The sequence below is a fragment of the Paenibacillus phytohabitans genome (assembly GCF_013141775.1).
Taxonomy (GTDB): Bacteria; Bacillota; Bacilli; order Paenibacillales; family Paenibacillaceae; genus Paenibacillus_AQ; species Paenibacillus_AQ phytohabitans.
Genome location: NZ_WHOB01000094.1, coordinates 157,570 through 173,209, shown reverse-complemented (window position 1 = coordinate 173,209; position 15,640 = coordinate 157,570). Strand labels below are relative to the sequence as shown.

The following is a 15,640-nucleotide window of genomic DNA, read 5'->3' as shown; positions in this document are numbered from 1 at the left end:
CATGACGGCAATAACTGAATTTCCCGCCAGGCTGACCGCAGGCTGGCTGCGCGGGCAATATTTAAGCGGTGTGCTGGAACCGGAGGAGGTGGTCCGGGAGATCATCCGCCGCGCTGCACGCGACAAGGAAATGAACATCTGGATTGAACCGCCTGCCGAGGCGCATATCCGTCCCTTTCTTGAGAGGCTCAGGGAGCTGGACCCGCAGAGCCATCCGCTGTGGGGCATTCCGTTCGCCGTTAAGGATAACATCGATGTTAAGGGACTGCCCACAACGGCGGCTTGTCCTGAATATGCTTATCAGCCGGATCATGACGCTTCGGTTGTCGCAAGATTGGTTGCTGCGGGAGCTATCCCTCTGGGCAAAAGCAATCTGGACCAGTTCGCCACCGGTCTCGTCGGTGTACGCAGTCCTTACGGCGAGACGCATAACGCCCTGCGCCCGGAATATATCAGCGGAGGCTCCAGCGCCGGATCCGCCGTGGCTGTTGCCCGTGGCCAGGCCGTGTTCAGCCTGGGCACCGATACCGCCGGCTCGGGCCGCGTGCCTGCCTCGCTGAACGGGCTGGTCGGCTATAAGCCCAGCCTCGGCGCCTGGCCGGTGCGCGGGGTAGTGCCCGCTTGTGCCAGCCTGGACTGCGTCACCGTGTTTGCGCACAATCTGGAGGATGCCCTCGCGGTGGACCGCGCAGCGCGCGGCTTCGATGAAGCTGACCCCTGGTCGCGTTCCGTGAAGCTGAGGCCCGCCGCTCTTCCGGCGAAGCTGCTGCTTCCGGAGGCTCCGCCGGAGTTCTATGGCCCCCATGCCGAAGAATACCGGGAGGCCTGGGGACGGGCCGAAGCAGCCGTGCAGGCATTGGGGCTGCCGGTTGAACGGGTGGACTGTACGCTGTTCTCCGAAGCGGCAGCTATCTTGTACGAGGGTCCCTGGGTAGCCGAGCGCTGGGCCGGCCTGGGTGAGTTCGTGGAGAATCACCGTGAAGCTGTGCTGCCGGTGACGGAGTCCATCTTGTCTTCCGGGGCGGCCGGGCGCCATACGGCCGCAAGCCTGTTCCGGGCCATGCACCGGCTGCAGCGCTATAAGCGGGAAGCGGAGCTGCTGCTGAAGGATGCCGTGCTGGTGCTCCCGACCTGCGGCGGAACCTGGACCCGGGAGCAGGTTGCCGGTAATCCGGTAGGGGCCAACTCCGATATGGGGCGCTATACCAACCACTGCAACCTGCTTGATCTGTCAGCCGTGGCGGTTCCTGCCGGGGATGCGGCGGAGGGTCTGCCGTTCGGCATCACGATGTTCGCTCTGGCGGACAGCGAGCATCTGCTGGCCGGTGCGGGCGCACAGCTTCTTGGAGAGAGCGGTCCGCCGGAAGGTGCTGTTGATGAGACGGCATCTCCCGGTATGATGACACTGGCTGTCTGCGGTCTTCATATGCGCGGCTTCCCGCTGGAGAAGCAGATGCTGGAGCATGGTGCCCGGTTCTGGCAGGAGGCGCGGACGGCCCCGTGCTATGAGCTGGTCAAGCTCCAGACGGTGCCGCCGAAGCCAGGCTTGCTCAGACAATCGGCAGGCGGAGGCTCTGTCGGGCTGGAGCTGTGGCGGATGCCGGCGGCATCGCTGGGCGCATTCGCGTCGCTCATACCCGCTCCGCTGGGCCTGGGGCGGGTGGTGCTCGAAGATGGCCGGGAAGTGACCGGCTTCATATGCGAAGGCTATGCCGCCGCCGGAGCCGAGAACATTACGGCGCACGGGGGCTGGAGATATCTGCCCGTGAATTGAATAACGTCCTGTTGGAGCGCGCGAACGCCCCGCAAGCAGAAGTATGGCTTGCGGCGCGATTTGATATTCCTGACAAGCGGTGTAGATTCCAGGCTGCTCATTGTTTTTTTTGATATTCCGGAAGAAGGCAAGATGATAATTACGCAGTGCCCCGATTACGGTACATGCGGTATACTTAATTGCACTTTGTACAACTAAATCCTCTGATTTACAACCGATCATCTGTTTAGTTGTATTTCATACAATTAAACTGCTCTATATAGATTGGGTTTCACTCATTCGGGCAAATTTAGTTGTACAGAATACAGTTATCAGAGGAAAGCCATCCTTTTTGCTGTTTTTAATTGTACGGAATACAACTATCACGGAATGCTCACTTCGATCTGAACTTCACATAATTGATGAATTGTTGAATTGTTGAATGAATCACTTGTACTAGCCCCCACCCCAAAAAAAAGGACGCTCCCCAGCTTATAGCTTATGGGAGAGTCCTTTTTGTATGAAGCGTATAGCGCGCGCCGGTACAGCCTTGGCTGGTTGTGCTGCGACTGAGATTGCCGCATAATCGGCACGTTCAATCTCTTCAAGAATCCGGTTCAGATGCGAGAACACTGCGCCAAGATCACGGAATGCGGCGAGCGGGCATTGGCCCTGCAGCTCAGAGAACCAGGCCAGCTGTACATCACGGGCGCGGCGCAGGCTCTCGGGGAGCGAACGTCCGCATTCCGCATCCGACAGTGTCCGGGTGCCATATAAGGCAATGCAGTCTGCAGTTGCCGTTACTACCTCTGTCATCCAGTCGGCTGCGGCATAGTGGGCAGGGAGCAGCGAGAGCTCTTCGGAAATTCCTTTGACGTAGGAATGCACCCTGCTGAGATGGGAGGTTGCCTGTGACAGCGTACCGAGCTCTTTGCGGCACTGGTAATGGGAGAGCGTGAAGTGCAGCTCTTTCTGCAGCTGCTTGCTCTTGCCCAGCAGTTCACCGGAAAGCTTAAGTGCGGTCAGCGCCTGCGTAGCATCCCGTCCCCCGGAAGTTAGACCGGTTAAGGCATCGGACAGTGTCAGGCTGCCCCTCAGTGCCAAGTCTTTGACCTTGACGAACCCCTTGGGCGGAACGATAATCATATTTATGATTAAGGCAATCAGTACACCGATTAAGGTCTCGGCGACTCTCCAGACGATATATTGGTCATGATAGAATGTGAGCGCCAGGACGGAAGTGACGCCAACCTGTGAAACGGCCTGGATATTAATCCGGCAGGCGGTGGCTACGCCTATGCCGAGCAGCAGCATCAGCAGGATCGAGAGCGCACCAACATCGAAGAAGCGGCCCACAACCAGGCTGGCGATTCCGCCTAGCACAATACCGAGCAGCCGGTACACCCCTTTTTCGAGGGAGGCTTTGACACTGCTCTGGGTGATAAGAATCGCTGCCAGCGGCGCAAAGTACAGATAACGGTCGCCATACAGGCTGTGTACCGCGAGCCAGGATAGTGATGCAGCAAGGGTAACACGTATCATATAAAGGGATAATCCGAACTTCTCAAGGCGGTCTTGTAACCCCTCGTTCATGGTAGTCATCTTCTTTCGCAAATGTAAGAAAAATTTTATGTTTTTCAGCCGTTTTCATTATAGCACCTCAAAACAGGCCCCGCCGGGTCCATTTTTTACGAACTTGTTAAGTTTCTGCAATGCATTTAATAATGTAAGCTATCGCATATATAGGATTATTCCTATATGCTATATATATTGAAGTCTGTCGAACAAGGGGAGGAATTGTCGCTTATCCGCGCTGAGCATGCTGTTTCTGGATTGTCTCCCGCAAGAAGCGGGTAAAATAGGTTGTACTACATAAGGTAAGGGAGGTTGTTAGCTATAGCTACCCCGGAAGGCACTATTATTTCATTTGATCAGGTTATTAAGCAATATGACGACGAAGAGGCTGTACTCAAAGGCGTGAGCTTCGAAATTGAACGCGGTAAATTCTATACTCTGCTGGGCCCCTCGGGCTGCGGGAAAACGACCATTCTGCGACTCATCGCCGGCTTCGCCGAGCCGACTGAAGGTTCTATTTATCTGAACGGTAAAATCATCAACCACATTCCAGCCAACGAGCGGCAGGTGAATACGGTATTCCAGGACTATGCGCTGTTTCCGCACCTGAACGTATTCGAGAATGTGGCTTTCGGACTGCGGATTAAGAAGCTTAAGAAGGATGTCATTAATCAAAAGGTGCAGGAAGCGCTGCGCTTCGTCAACCTGGTCGGCTATGACCAGCGGGCCATTAATGAAATGTCCGGAGGACAAAGACAACGGGTCGCAATTGCACGCGCGATTGTCAACGAGCCGCAGGTTCTGCTGCTGGACGAGCCGTTATCGGCACTGGACCTTAAGCTGCGCACGGAGATGCAGTATATTCTGCGGGAAATGCAGCAGCGGCTGGGCATCACCTTCATTTTCGTTACCCATGACCAGGAAGAGGCGCTGGCGATGTCCGACTGGATCTTCGTCATGAACGGCGGAAAGATTGAGCAGAGTGGTACGCCTAATGATATCTATGATGAACCGATCAACCGCTTCGTGGCGGATTTCATCGGCGAGTCGAATATCGTGCCGGGCGTAATGATTGAGGACTATGTGGTTGAATTTAACGGCCACCGGTTCGAGTGTGTCGATGCCGGCCTGAAGCCGAATGAAGCCGTGGAAATTGTGATCCGCCCTGAGGATCTGGAGATTGCCACCGTAGAAGCGGGCAAACTGAAGGTGCGCGTGGATTCCCAGCTGTTCCGCGGTGTGCATTATGAGATCAGCTGCTATGACGGTTCCGGCCACGAATGGCTGGTCCATTCCACCCGCAAGGCGGAGGTAGGCAGCGAAATCGGGCTGTATTTTGATCCGGAAGCGATCCATGTTATGCGTTTCGGCGAAACGGAGGAAGAGTTCGACAAACGTCTGGAGGCTTACGGCGAGGTGGAGAGCGATGAAGAGTAAGGGCAAGTCGTACTACCTCATCCCGTATTACCTGTGGATTGCGTTGTTTGTTATTGCACCGGTGCTGCTGGTTGTCTATTATTCCCTGTTCGATCTGGACGGGAAGCTGACGCTGGATAACTACGTCAATTTCTTCACACCGGTATATATGAGAATGATGCTGAATTCCTTCTGGTATGCTTTTCTGATCACACTGTTCTCGCTCTTGGTGGCGTACCCGGCAGCCTATCTGCTGACGCGTACGAAGCATAAGCAGCTGTGGCTGCTGCTGATTATTCTGCCGACATGGATCAATCTGCTGCTGAAGACGTATGCCTTCATCGGCATCTTCGGCACCTTCGGCCCGGTCAACAATTTCTTTGATCTGGTGGGGCTCGGGGAGCAGCAGATCCTATTCACCGGCTTCAGCTTTGTGTTTGTGTCCGTCTATATTTTCATTCCATTCATGATCCTGCCGATCTTCAGTGCATTGGATGAGATGAATCTGTCGCTGGTGGATGCTGCGCGTGATTTGGGCGCCTCCGGCTGGACGACGTTCCGGAGGGTAGTGTTCCCGCTCACGATCTCCGGGGTCCGCTCCGGCTGCATGGCGGTATTCATTCCCGCGCTGTCGCTGTTTATGATCACGCGTCTGATTGCCGGCAACCGGGTGATTACACTCGGCACCGCTATTGAGCAGCATTTCCTGGTCACACAGGATTGGGGCATGGGCTCCACGGTAGCGGTATTCCTGATCGCCATTATGGCGCTGTTCATGATACTTACGGGCAGCTCGCGGAAAGGAGGGCGCGCGTGAAGAGCAAGAATAGAAACAAAATCAAAAATAAAAACGGGATCGCGAATATCTATCTGGTGCTGGTCTTTCTGGTTCTGTATGCGCCGATTTTCTATCTGATGTATTACTCGTTCAACAGCGGCGGCACCATGCATGAATTCGAGGGTTTCACGCTGGATTATTACCGCGAAGTCGTGGCCGATACCCGGCTGATGATTATTATGATTAACACACTGGTCATTGCGTTGCTGTCCTCGGCGATTGCAACGCTGATTGCAATCATCGGGGCACTGGCGATTCAGCATGTCCGCAGCCGCCGGGCCAAGAATACGCTGCTCTCGCTGAATAATGTGCTGATTGTCAGCCCGGATGTCATTATCGGAGCCTCCTTCCTGATCCTGTTCACCATTGTCGGGATCAAGCTGGGCTTCACCTCCGTTCTGCTCTCGCATGTGGCATTCAGCATTCCGATTGCCGTTATCATGATCCTGCCGCATCTGCAGGAGATGAGTCCGACACTGACCGATGCCGCCCGGGATCTTGGGGCTACCCGCCGCGATGTGCTGACGAAGGTGATTCTGCCGATCATTAAGCCGGGGATCTTCAGCGGATTCTTCATGGCCCTGACCTATTCCCTGGATGATTTCGCGGTAACCTTCTTCGTAACAGGCAACGGATATTCCACCTTGTCGGTTGAGATCTATTCGAGGGCGCGCCAAGGGGTCTCATTGTCGATTAACGCACTGTCGACACTAATCTTCCTCTTCACCATCCTGCTGGTAATAGGCTACTACTACCTTAACCAGCGGAAGAGCCGCCCGGCTATGCATATTGCAGAACCGGTTGCTGAAGCGGGGGTGCCTAGATGAAACAGCTCGTAAATACGTTTCTGGCGATTCTGATCGTAGCATTCGGGCTGATGTTCCTGGCCTCCAGGCTGAACTCGGCCGAAGGCTATTCCGGCGGCAATACGCTGACGATCTACAACTGGGGCGATTACATCGATCCCGAGCTGCTGGAGCAGTTCCAGGAGGAAACGGGCATTACAGTGATCTACCAGACCTTTGACTCCAATGAGGCGATGCTGACCAAGGTTGAGCAGGGCGGTACGGTCTTCGATGTCGTGGTCCCTTCCGACTATGCCATTGCTAAGATGCGGGAAGAGAAGCTGCTGCTGCCGCTGGATCACAGTAAGCTTCCGAATCTGGCCAATATCGGTTCCAAATTCATGGATCTGTCCTTTGATCCCGGCAACCTGTATTCGGTGCCTTATTTCTGGGGGACGGTAGGTATTATCTACAACCCCGAGATGACGGAGGGCATCGATTTCAGTAGTTGGGATTCGTTGTGGGATAAGCGGCTGGACAATAATATCTTCCTGGTCGATGGAGCACGCGAGGTGATGGGCATGGCGCTGAACAGTCTGCACTATTCCGTCAATGACAGGAATGAAGAGCATCTGCAGGAAGCGCTGACCAAGCTGAACCGGCTGTCGCCGAATGTGAAGGCGATCGTCGGCGACGAGATCAAGATGCTGCTGGCGAACGAAGAGGCGGCTGTCGGAATCGTCTGGTCCGGTGATGCTTCGGAGATTATGGATGAGAACGACAAGCTGGATTACGTGGTGCCGGAGGAAGGCTCGAACATCTGGTTCGACAACATGGTCATTCCGCGCGGAGCAGCCAATATCGAAGGGGCACATAAGTTCATCAACTTCATGCTCCGCCCGGATGTGGCGGCGCAGAATACGGAATATGTCGGCTACTCCACGCCGAACGTTCCTGCCCTGGAGCTGCTGCCAGAGGACATCTCCGGCGACGAACGCTTCTACCCGCCCGCCGAGATCACAGACCGGCTGGAGGTCTACGATAACCTCGGCAAGCGGATGCTTGCCCATTATAACGAGCTGTTCCTGAAGTTTAAGATGAATAAGAAGTAGGTTGCCGGTCATTGAGTGCCCGCATGCGGAGGTTTCGCATGCGGGTGTTTTTTTGCTGGAGGGAGGGGCTAGAAGGATGGGGCTGGAGGGGGAGGTGAGAAGGAGGGAGAGAAGGGGAAGCTGGAGGGATAAGGTTAGAGGGATTGGGCTAGAAGGGGGAAGCTGGAAGGCTAAGGCTAGAGGGGTGAAGCTGGGGGCTAGGGCTTGAGGAAGAGAAGAGGGAAGCTGGAGGGATAAGGCTAGAGGGATTGAAGTGAAAGAGTTAGCTGGAGGGCTGAGGCTAGAGGAAGGGGAGAAGGATGAAGCTGAAAGTCGAGGGTCAGAGGGGTTGCCTAGAAGGGCGAAGCTGAAGGTTAGGGTCAGAGCACAGGTGAGGGACATGACTTGTTGGAGAAATTGCATCGCTCCCTCACTGGCTACTAAGTAAATAGGCAGTATTAGTTGGATTTTCTACACTTACTGGTGAACGAATGAACCCTGCGAATGCAGCAGTTGGATAAACAGCACTTAAATGATTACATTTCACCCCAAGTAGCTGAAATCACCCCAATTAGTTGCTGTTTTTCCACTTGCTTGCCCACGATCCTACGAAATCGATAAATTAAGATACCATTTTCCACTTACTGTTACAGCAGTTGATTCGCGGCACTATAGCCTACAGCCAGCAGCGGGTTCAACGATCCACCTGAACGTTGCTGGCGGTTCTGGTTAAAGCTCAGCGTACTTTTCGGATACATGTTACTGGGCAAACGTCGAGCGGACAAGTATAGTGGTGATCCACTTGATGTTGCAATGTTCATCTACGTCAGTCTACGGCCTCGCAACGGATCGCATTAATGCTGGTCCGCTGCCCGCAGCCGTTACATTAAATTTGGTCTGCTGCGGAACCGTAAGTAGATTGCTCCTTATGAGACTAATTAAAATATTCAAGCACACTGCGTTTCAGCTCATACCGTGCGGTCCGTTCCTGATTACTGGTGGGGACGGGAAGGAGCCAGCCTTTGTCAGCCAGATTGTGTAACGTCCGGACTGCGGTTCTGTAATCGACAGAGAAATGTTCCTTCACATCCTGCGGGCGGATGGGCCGGGCCAGCTGGATAATCAGCCGGATTACCTCCTGCTCCATTAGCTGTACACGTGACACAGGTGCCTCGGCAGGCTGATATCTGCCCAGTACGAGCCGCAGTAGGGTCATACAAAGCTCAGGGCGCTGCTCAACATCATCGTACGCGAATGAAATCACATGATAGCCCATGGCGTACAGGAACGTTTCCCGGTTAAGTTCGCCGCAGTATTTAGTCCGGTCCATATCGCGTACATGTGAGGCATAGCCTTTGATCTCGATGAGCAGCTTCACGTATCCCGGTAACCAGGCGAAATCTGCAAAATAAGATCTTCCCCGCCAGTCCATGACTTCATACTCCGGATGAAGTCCGCCAAAGTGGCCCCGCAGAGGCCACCAGATGTTCCTCAGGAACAGAACCTCGGCATGCCGGTGCCCCCGATCCAATCGTGCCCGCCGTTCTCCCTCAGGCCTGCTGCCCAGATGTCCGTTGATAAACTGCAGATGTGCTTCTTCAAATATCATTACGCTCCAACCTCCCGTGAAAATAGAAAACGCCCCGGCTCCCCCAATTGGGGAAAACCGGGACGTTCTTCGTCTCGCTGTTATTAAGTATAGTTTACAAGCTTGATTCTGACTAGAATATAGCAGGAAAAGTTTCTATTTCACGCCGATCCGCATCCGGTAGCTAATCAGCACCTGCAATGTCCGGCCTCGGAAGTAGTTCTTAACCTCTGCCGAGAACTCGGCAATATCTTGCTCAAGTGAGGCCGGGCTAAGCTTCAGAACCGATTGCATTCCGCCTTGGCTGAGGGCAAGGCCGATATAGCGCTCTGCATCGCAGGCTTCTGTGTTGTGAAAAACGATTTCTCGCGCGTAAGTGAAACATCCGCTGGCTTTGATCCGGCCGAGATGTCCTTCCTTGTCCCATTTACGGGCCTGTTCGGCATCGGGCTGAAGCCCGGCGAGCAGGTCATCCGAAGTGGCGATCAGCCCATTGTAACGGGCTTCAATAGCAGGGTTCAGTACCAGAGGCCAATCGCAGTCATAGGCAGCGAACACTCCGCCGGGACTCAGGCAGCGGGAGATTTCCTGAAGTGTGCTGGCCGGGTCCATCCAGTGGAATGACTGCGAGCAGGTGATGATATCGACGCTCTCTGAGGCGAAGGGAAGCTGATTGGAGTAGCCTTGGATAAAAGATACGGATTCAGTCCCGCTGTGCAGGCGGTCCAGCTTCTCCTGCGCTTTGCCCAGCATATCCGGGTTAGGCTCCACTCCGGTTACGGAGTCGGCGGCGTCTTTCCACAGGAAGGTGGACAGACCGGTGCCGCAGCCTATATCAGCCACCGCGGACGGACGGCGGCCCAGGTAATTACTCAACAGCTCAATAACCAGCGGCGGCGCTTCAGGCCGGTAACGGTCGTATTTGTCCTGATATCCCAAGAAGCGGTCAATATTAGGCTTGCTGTTGCCTGCAGGAATCATAGGAATCAGCCTCCATATGAGTTTTGTTTGTTCCTTAATCTAATTAGTCCAAGCTAGCGCAGCAGTTCCGGATCAATGGCAGGCACAAGACCCTCAGCAGCGGCGCGGGTCAGCAGGGCAGAGATTGCCGCGTAGCCGTCCTCGCCCAGGTTCATCGTGAACTCGTTGACGTAAAGATCAATATGAGATTTGGCTACTTCCGGGGAGAGCTCCTGGGCGTGGCTCAGGACATATTCCTGGCAGTCCAGGGGATGATCCCAGGCATACTGCAAAGAGCTGCGGATCCAGCCGGTAATGGACTCGTGGTCCAGATCCCGGCGGGCGATGATCGCGCCGAGCGGAATAGGCAGGCCGGTGTCGCTTTCCCACCAGCTGCCGAGGTCAGTCAGCAGGTTAAGATTATAGGACGGGTAGGTGAAGCGGGCTTCATGAATGACCAGCCCGGCATCAATCGTGCCATTCTGTACAGCAGGCATGATTTCATCGAAGGGCATGACGACGATCTCGGCCGGGCCGTCCGGCACCTGCTGCGCAGCCCATAGCCGGAAGAGCAGGTAGGCGGTGGAGCGCTCGCTTGGCACGGCTATTCTGCGGCCGGATAGCTGACGCGGATGTTTGATGGCACCTGCACCTTTGCGAGTCAGTACGAGTGGGCCGCAGCCCCGTCCAAGCGCACCGCCGCAAGGCAGAAGCTTGTACTTATCCAGCACCCAGGGAAGCGCGGCGTAGGAGATCTTAAGCACTTCCGGACCGGCGCCGTCTGCCGCGAGTCCGTTGGTGATATCGATATCGGCAAAGGTTACCTCCAGCTTGGGTGCATCCGGTACCAGCCCGTGCGCCCAGGCATGAAATACGAAGGTATCATTGGGGCAAGGGGAAAAGGCAATATGAAGTTTGGTTGTCATTACAGCACCTCCAGTAGAATAGCCGCTGCCGCTGTGAGGGCGTCCAGGGCTTCTTTGATCTTCCACGCGGCCCGGTCGCGCGGGCCGACCGGGTTCGAGATCGCGCGCAGCTCCAGCGCTGCGATCCCCAGAGCCTGTGCGGCCACGGCGACCCCGTGGCCTTCCATCGCTTCCGCCGCCGCCTGCGGATGGCGCGCGGCAAGCTCCGCGGCCGTCCCGGCGGTGCCGGTCGCGGTCGATACGGTAAGCACGGTGCCCGTGCTTACCGCAAGCCCGGCCGCTGCTAGCGCGGCCGCAAGGGCCTGGACCGTGCCGCCCGGCGCAGGCACGGACACGCTGCCGAAGCCGAGCTCGGCAGCGCTGCGGAAGCCCTCCGGCGTCTCTGCGCCGAGGGCCGCGTCAAGCATCTCGCTGGCGACGACCAGCGAGCCTACGGGTGCACGGCCGGGGAAGCCGCCGCCGATCCCGGCGCTGATGACGCAGCCGTAGGAGCCGGCTGCCAGAGCGGCGGCGGTGCCCGCCGCAGCCGCAGCGGTGCCGGCGCCCGCTGCGATGACATGGAACCTGCGGCTGCCCTGCAGGCCGCGCAGGACGGCATCCCGCTCGGCTGCGACAGCGGTCACGATCAGCACGCGCGGCGCGCGTGCTTCTTGCGCTGCAACAAGGTCCGCGGCGGTCTGCGAATTCAACTCAACCTTCGCTTCCATAATCAGCCTCCCTTTATATGTTTGTATCTAAAGATCTTCGATAAAACCGCTTGCCGGGATTCTGCTCCTTCAATTCATCTTTACCTTTGAAAGTCTACGCCGTTTCTGAGAACAGGTCAAATTCGCAGGAGGTGTTCTAACGGGATCTCCGGACGAGTATATCGGCAGATACAAATGCTATTCCGATCAATATTTCTTTGGCTATCGGACTGGAAAATATTGATCTTATGTTGAAAAAAATGTGTTCTATGCCCAAAGGATTGATCTTTAGCAAGAGAAAAAGTATAAATATTACATAATAAAGTATTAATGAGAGATATTGTTGTTTATTTTGAGGAATCCTGTCAAACGAAAAGTAAACTTTTCTATCCAATGGTTCGGATTAATTTGTAAACAAAGATATAACAGGATATTTATCCTATTATATAAAACAATGAACAGAAGGGAGAAAACGAGAATGCAAAACAAAACAGCAGTAAAAGAAGTCAACAAAATCGTTTTGAAAGAAGTGCAGCTGGATGCTTGTGAAGTTATGGAGGAAGCAATGACTCCTAGCTTTGGTTTTGGATGTCCTAACGGCTGGTTTGGCGCTTACTGCCATTAATACTTGAGATTCTGCAATTCATTTCAGAACGCTTACTCACAGGAGCAGGCGTTCTGAAAATGAGAAATGGAGGAGAATATGAAGGCGCATATTATTGAGGGGGCCAATACCAATGTATTGTACTTTCCGAATTCATATAAATTTTTCAAAATAGATGATCTGACTAAAAATATCATTTGTGATATTCATGAAGAGATGAACAAAAGTGAAATTATAGAAAAGTACAACATAGGGGAAGAGGATTACTACGATCTTCACCAAATTGTAAACGATACCACCAGCAGTCTGACAGAGCTTCAAGCAGGTCCGAAGGGCCTTTACAAATTAGTGTTGAATATTACTAATGAGTGTAATTTAAATTGTGTGTACTGTTATGCCAATGGTGGAACGTATCAATCGGATAAGGGAGTTATGCAAAGGGAGGTGCTGGAACAGGCACTTAGCATATTTTTTAACAGGTACAATAATATTGGTGTGATTCAACTATTCGGTGGTGAACCGACTCTGAATCTTAATGCTATAGCATATGTTGGAGCATATATTGAACAGAAGCTGCAAAATAAAGAAATCGATTATAAACCAGTTCTTTGCCTGACTACTAATGGGATGTGCTCCAGTGAAAAGTTTATTGATTTAGTAAACAGATATGATATAAAGCTTACCGTAAGTATAGACGGTCCCCGCAGCGTTACAAATCAGACCCGGCTGGCGAATACAGGTGCCGGTGTGGCGGATATTCTGGAAGATAACATTCAAAAGCTGCGCGCCCGGACCGGACAGCCCCAAAGTGCAGAAGTAACCTTTACACAGCTTCACGTTGAGCAGGACATTGAGGTCAGAGAAGTTGTGAACTATCTTGGTACAAGGTTTGGAATTACGGATGTACATGTAAGCCCGGTCAGCGCAGAGGAAGGAGCGGCATACAAGCTGAAGAATAGGGATTCTTTCCTTAAAGCCATCCCGGAAGTGATAAGAAATAAAGAAGACGGCTACATGCTTGTTAATAGAATAATAGACAATCTGAGAACAAAAAGAATGGACAGGCATATATGTAATGCTGGTACATCCATTTATTCGGTTTCTTCAAGTGGGGATATCTATCCTTGCTTCATGCTTACGGATGTTTGGGAGCATAGGCTCGGGAATGTGAATTCTGTAGATGAAGAATTCTGGAGTGAGCTGGAGTCTCCGGCAAATCCGTTCCGCCGATTCGATAAGCTGAAGAATGAGCAGTGTAAAGATTGTTTTAACAACACGATGTGCAACGGATGTATGGGAATCAATCATTTTGGTACCGGAGATATATTCAAATCTCCTGAAGAAGAATGTAGTTTTTTGAAGGGATTGACTGAGCAAGTACTTTTGGCACTATGTGAAGAAGATAAGTAAGCGAGGTGTATATTGTGATAAAACCCAGAATAGCTTCCGATTTGGAAGCTTATTTGTTATTTGATAACAAAAATACGGAAAATATATACTGTATAGGAAGCCTTACATATGATCGGTACATCGAAGCTCAGGAAACTAATAAAGATGCTATCATGCAGGCAGCCGGTTATTTTGACGGGGAACATACCTTGTCAGAGATAGACGATTTTCTCCAGTCCGATCACAACTTAAAGCTCGATGTGTATAAACTCAATTCTTTGTTTGAACATGCAGGTCTAATCACCAATACGGATATCGAATATGACAATAAAAACGAACTGGAAAAGCACGGCATACAGATTGCTTCAGTAAGCTTAAGCCGCTTTCAAAATATGTTCAGCATCCTGGCGAAATCGAGTCATTCATTACTGCTGACCGGATTCTTACTATGTATAGCTTCGCTTCCCTTAATACCAGGGGTTTTTAAAGAATTGTTATTTGTGAATATCTATAAAATCGTGGATTCCTCGACCGTAAGTCTGATCATCTCTTTAGCAGTAACCACGATAAGTGTTTTGCTCCACGAGATTTCCCATGCTGTAGCAGCCAAAAAATATGGGCTCATTCCAAAGCAAATGAAAATTACATTGTATCTGTATCTCAATCCTATGGCATACATTCTAACGAATGGAATCTATACGCTGGAACGCAAAAAGAGAGCCTTCATCTGGGTTGCCGGAATACTGTGCAACTTTATGATCTTCGCTACAGCTGCAATAGGCCAATATTTCTCGCAAGGCACGCTACACAACTTATTTCTGGTTATCTGCTATTCAAACCTGGGGTTAATAGTAACTAACTTGATCCCTTTTCTGCCGCTTGATGGATATTTTCTGCTGACAACTTTATTGAAATTTCCCAATCTAAGAAAGAAGTCCTTTTCAGGTATTAAAGGACTGCTGAATAACAGATCAATAGAAATTAAGGGGATTTATCTTATGTATTATGCAATATCGATATCCATTCTTATCTATATTGTTCTGACGCCAATTATTCAAGTGTATCATAATTTTCTGATTGGGTATTCCAGTCAACATTACTGGCTTGACGGGCTCGCTGAAATCAAAATGTATCTGATTCTAATGATGATCATCGTTTTTTCGAGAATAAGTGTTAAAATAAAGGATAAAAGGAAAAAAATATTCGTGAAAGTTCCGTGAGTCCGGTAGATAACCGGATTAGCAATTATCAGTGGATGCAGTATAGCAGTATATAAGGATGTGGAAAATTGGAGCATATACTGATAGTCGAGGATGAGAAAGAAATTAACGGTCTGCTTCGCTGTTTCATATCGGAACACGGTTATTTGACTACTTCTGCGTATAACGGATTAGAGGCCTTGCAACTTATTCAAAGAGGATCTTATGATCTGATTCTGCTAGACCTGATGCTGCCGTATAAGAGCGGAGATCAGCTTCTGTGTGAATTACGGGAACATTCTGAAGTACCGGTGATTGTGATCTCAGCCAAGGATACAACACAAACCAAAATCGAGCTTTTACGGATCGGGGCAGATGATTATATCACCAAACCTTTTGATCTCGATGAAACCCTTGCGCGGATAGAAAGTAATTTACGGCGGAATAAAATGAACCAGGATACTGCGGGAAACAGATGTTTAACCTATCAGGATATTCAGCTCGATGAGATGAAGCATAATGTAGAGGTTAAGGGTCGCGAGCTTGCGCTTACAGCCAAAGAATATGGAATTCTTGAACTGCTTATGAAACATCCGGAGAAAATATACTCTAAAGCCAATTTATTCAAAAGCATCTGGAATGAAGAATATATGAGTGAAGACAATACACTAAATGTTCATATTAGCAATATACGCAATAAGCTGAAGGCAGCCAGTCCGGATAAGTTATACATAGAAACCGTTTGGGGAATAGGCTACCGCTTGTATAAAACAGACCAGAACCGGTGAATTATTATATGCCTTATTATGAAGGGACCGTTTGCTCATGAC

The 15,640-nt window shown here is 51.6% G+C and carries 15 protein-coding genes; 10 read left to right on the top strand and 5 right to left on the bottom strand.

The genetic code is table 11. The features are described 5' to 3' along the window. Nucleotide 1 precedes the first annotated feature (1 nt). Nucleotides 2-1,774, top strand: a complete 1,773-nt coding sequence (atzF, locus tag GC101_RS33210; RefSeq protein ID WP_171720785.1) for an allophanate hydrolase — start codon at nucleotides 2-4, stop codon at nucleotides 1,772-1,774. Nucleotides 1,775-2,245: 471 nt separating this feature from the next. Here atzF and GC101_RS33205 read toward each other — a convergent pair whose 3' ends face one another. Further along, nucleotides 2,246-3,346: an FUSC family protein gene (locus GC101_RS33205; protein WP_171720784.1), complete on the bottom strand. Its 1,101-nt coding sequence runs from the start codon at nucleotides 3,344-3,346 to the stop codon at nucleotides 2,246-2,248. A 294-nt stretch (nucleotides 3,347-3,640) separates the two neighbouring features. Between GC101_RS33205 and GC101_RS33200 the strand changes: the two genes are divergently transcribed. The 5 genes from GC101_RS33200 (at nucleotide 3,641) to GC101_RS36655 (ending at nucleotide 7,687) form a co-directional block, all read left to right on the top strand. After that, entirely contained in the window at nucleotides 3,641-4,765 is a 1,125-nt protein-coding gene (locus tag GC101_RS33200) for an ABC transporter ATP-binding protein (RefSeq protein WP_171720783.1), read from the top strand. Continuing rightward, nucleotides 4,755-5,561: an ABC transporter permease gene (locus tag GC101_RS33195; RefSeq protein ID WP_042140354.1), complete on the top strand. Its 807-nt coding sequence runs from the start codon at nucleotides 4,755-4,757 to the stop codon at nucleotides 5,559-5,561. The genes GC101_RS33200 and GC101_RS33195 overlap by 11 nt, the downstream gene beginning before the upstream one ends. Nucleotides 5,562-5,581: 20 nt before the next feature. Beyond that, the gene (locus GC101_RS33190) at nucleotides 5,582-6,409 is read left to right on the top strand and encodes an ABC transporter permease (RefSeq protein WP_039304962.1); all 828 of its coding nucleotides are present in this window, start codon (nucleotides 5,582-5,584) and stop codon (nucleotides 6,407-6,409) included. Next, complete coding sequence (locus GC101_RS33185; RefSeq protein ID WP_171720782.1) at nucleotides 6,406-7,479, top strand: ABC transporter substrate-binding protein; 1,074 nt, start codon at nucleotides 6,406-6,408, stop codon at nucleotides 7,477-7,479. Before GC101_RS33190 ends, GC101_RS33185 begins: the two co-directional genes overlap by 4 nt. 76 nt (nucleotides 7,480-7,555) lie before the next feature. Further along, nucleotides 7,556-7,687: a hypothetical protein gene (locus tag GC101_RS36655; RefSeq protein ID WP_281365941.1), complete on the top strand. Its 132-nt coding sequence runs from the start codon at nucleotides 7,556-7,558 to the stop codon at nucleotides 7,685-7,687. Nucleotides 7,688-8,392: 705 nt separating this feature from the next. Here GC101_RS36655 and GC101_RS33180 read toward each other — a convergent pair. From GC101_RS33180 to GC101_RS33165, 4 genes are all read right to left on the bottom strand, one after another. Further along, the gene (locus GC101_RS33180; RefSeq protein ID WP_171720781.1) at nucleotides 8,393-9,067 is read right to left on the bottom strand and encodes a hypothetical protein; all 675 of its coding nucleotides are present in this window, start codon (nucleotides 9,065-9,067) and stop codon (nucleotides 8,393-8,395) included. A gap of 135 nt (nucleotides 9,068-9,202) precedes the next feature. Next, on the bottom strand, nucleotides 9,203-10,027 hold the full coding sequence (locus GC101_RS33175; protein WP_171720780.1) for a class I SAM-dependent methyltransferase: 825 nt from the start codon (nucleotides 10,025-10,027) through the stop codon (nucleotides 9,203-9,205). A gap of 53 nt (nucleotides 10,028-10,080) precedes the next feature. Then, on the bottom strand, nucleotides 10,081-10,932 hold the full coding sequence (locus GC101_RS33170; protein ID WP_171720779.1) for a 1,4-dihydroxy-6-naphtoate synthase: 852 nt from the start codon (nucleotides 10,930-10,932) through the stop codon (nucleotides 10,081-10,083). After that, on the bottom strand, nucleotides 10,932-11,639 hold the full coding sequence (locus tag GC101_RS33165; protein WP_246354624.1) for a futalosine hydrolase: 708 nt from the start codon (nucleotides 11,637-11,639) through the stop codon (nucleotides 10,932-10,934). The genes GC101_RS33170 and GC101_RS33165 overlap by 1 nt, the downstream gene beginning before the upstream one ends. 457 nt (nucleotides 11,640-12,096) lie before the next feature. Here GC101_RS33165 and GC101_RS33160 point away from each other — a divergent pair, with 457 nt between their 5' ends. The 4 genes from GC101_RS33160 (at nucleotide 12,097) to GC101_RS33145 (ending at nucleotide 15,598) form a co-directional block, all read left to right on the top strand. Next, entirely contained in the window at nucleotides 12,097-12,243 is a 147-nt protein-coding gene (locus tag GC101_RS33160; RefSeq protein WP_160311854.1) for a hypothetical protein, read from the top strand. 78 nt (nucleotides 12,244-12,321) lie between these two features. Next, on the top strand, nucleotides 12,322-13,632 hold the full coding sequence (locus GC101_RS33155; protein WP_171720778.1) for a radical SAM/SPASM domain-containing protein: 1,311 nt from the start codon (nucleotides 12,322-12,324) through the stop codon (nucleotides 13,630-13,632). Nucleotides 13,633-13,646: 14 nt separating this feature from the next. After that, entirely contained in the window at nucleotides 13,647-14,831 is a 1,185-nt protein-coding gene (locus tag GC101_RS33150; protein WP_171720777.1) for a metalloprotease, read from the top strand. A gap of 68 nt (nucleotides 14,832-14,899) precedes the next feature. Then, nucleotides 14,900-15,598, top strand: a complete 699-nt coding sequence (locus GC101_RS33145; RefSeq protein WP_171720776.1) for a response regulator transcription factor — start codon at nucleotides 14,900-14,902, stop codon at nucleotides 15,596-15,598. The last annotated feature ends 42 nt before the right edge of the window (nucleotides 15,599-15,640 follow it).

Excerpts from the sequence above, each read along its gene's own strand:
- GC101_RS33175 (WP_171720780.1), bottom strand. The coding sequence starts at position 10,027 with ATGATTCCTGCAGGCAACAGCAAGCCTAATATTGACCGCTTCTTGGGA.
- GC101_RS33160 (WP_160311854.1), top strand. The coding sequence starts at position 12,097 with ATGCAAAACAAAACAGCAGTAAAAGAAGTCAACAAAATCGTTTTGAAA.
- GC101_RS33205 (WP_171720784.1), bottom strand. The coding sequence starts at position 3,346 with ATGAACGAGGGGTTACAAGACCGCCTTGAGAAGTTCGGATTATCCCTT.
- GC101_RS33165 (WP_246354624.1), bottom strand. The coding sequence starts at position 11,639 with ATGGAAGCGAAGGTTGAGTTGAATTCGCAGACCGCCGCGGACCTTGTT.
- atzF (WP_171720785.1), top strand. The coding sequence starts at position 2 with ATGACGGCAATAACTGAATTTCCCGCCAGGCTGACCGCAGGCTGGCTG.
- GC101_RS36655 (WP_281365941.1), top strand. The coding sequence starts at position 7,556 with ATGGGGCTGGAGGGGGAGGTGAGAAGGAGGGAGAGAAGGGGAAGCTGG.
- GC101_RS33180 (WP_171720781.1), bottom strand. The coding sequence starts at position 9,067 with ATGATATTTGAAGAAGCACATCTGCAGTTTATCAACGGACATCTGGGC.
- GC101_RS33155 (WP_171720778.1), top strand. The coding sequence starts at position 12,322 with ATGAAGGCGCATATTATTGAGGGGGCCAATACCAATGTATTGTACTTT.
- GC101_RS33185 (WP_171720782.1), top strand. The coding sequence starts at position 6,406 with ATGAAACAGCTCGTAAATACGTTTCTGGCGATTCTGATCGTAGCATTC.
- GC101_RS33170 (WP_171720779.1), bottom strand. The coding sequence starts at position 10,932 with ATGACAACCAAACTTCATATTGCCTTTTCCCCTTGCCCCAATGATACC.
- GC101_RS33195 (WP_042140354.1), top strand. The coding sequence starts at position 4,755 with ATGAAGAGTAAGGGCAAGTCGTACTACCTCATCCCGTATTACCTGTGG.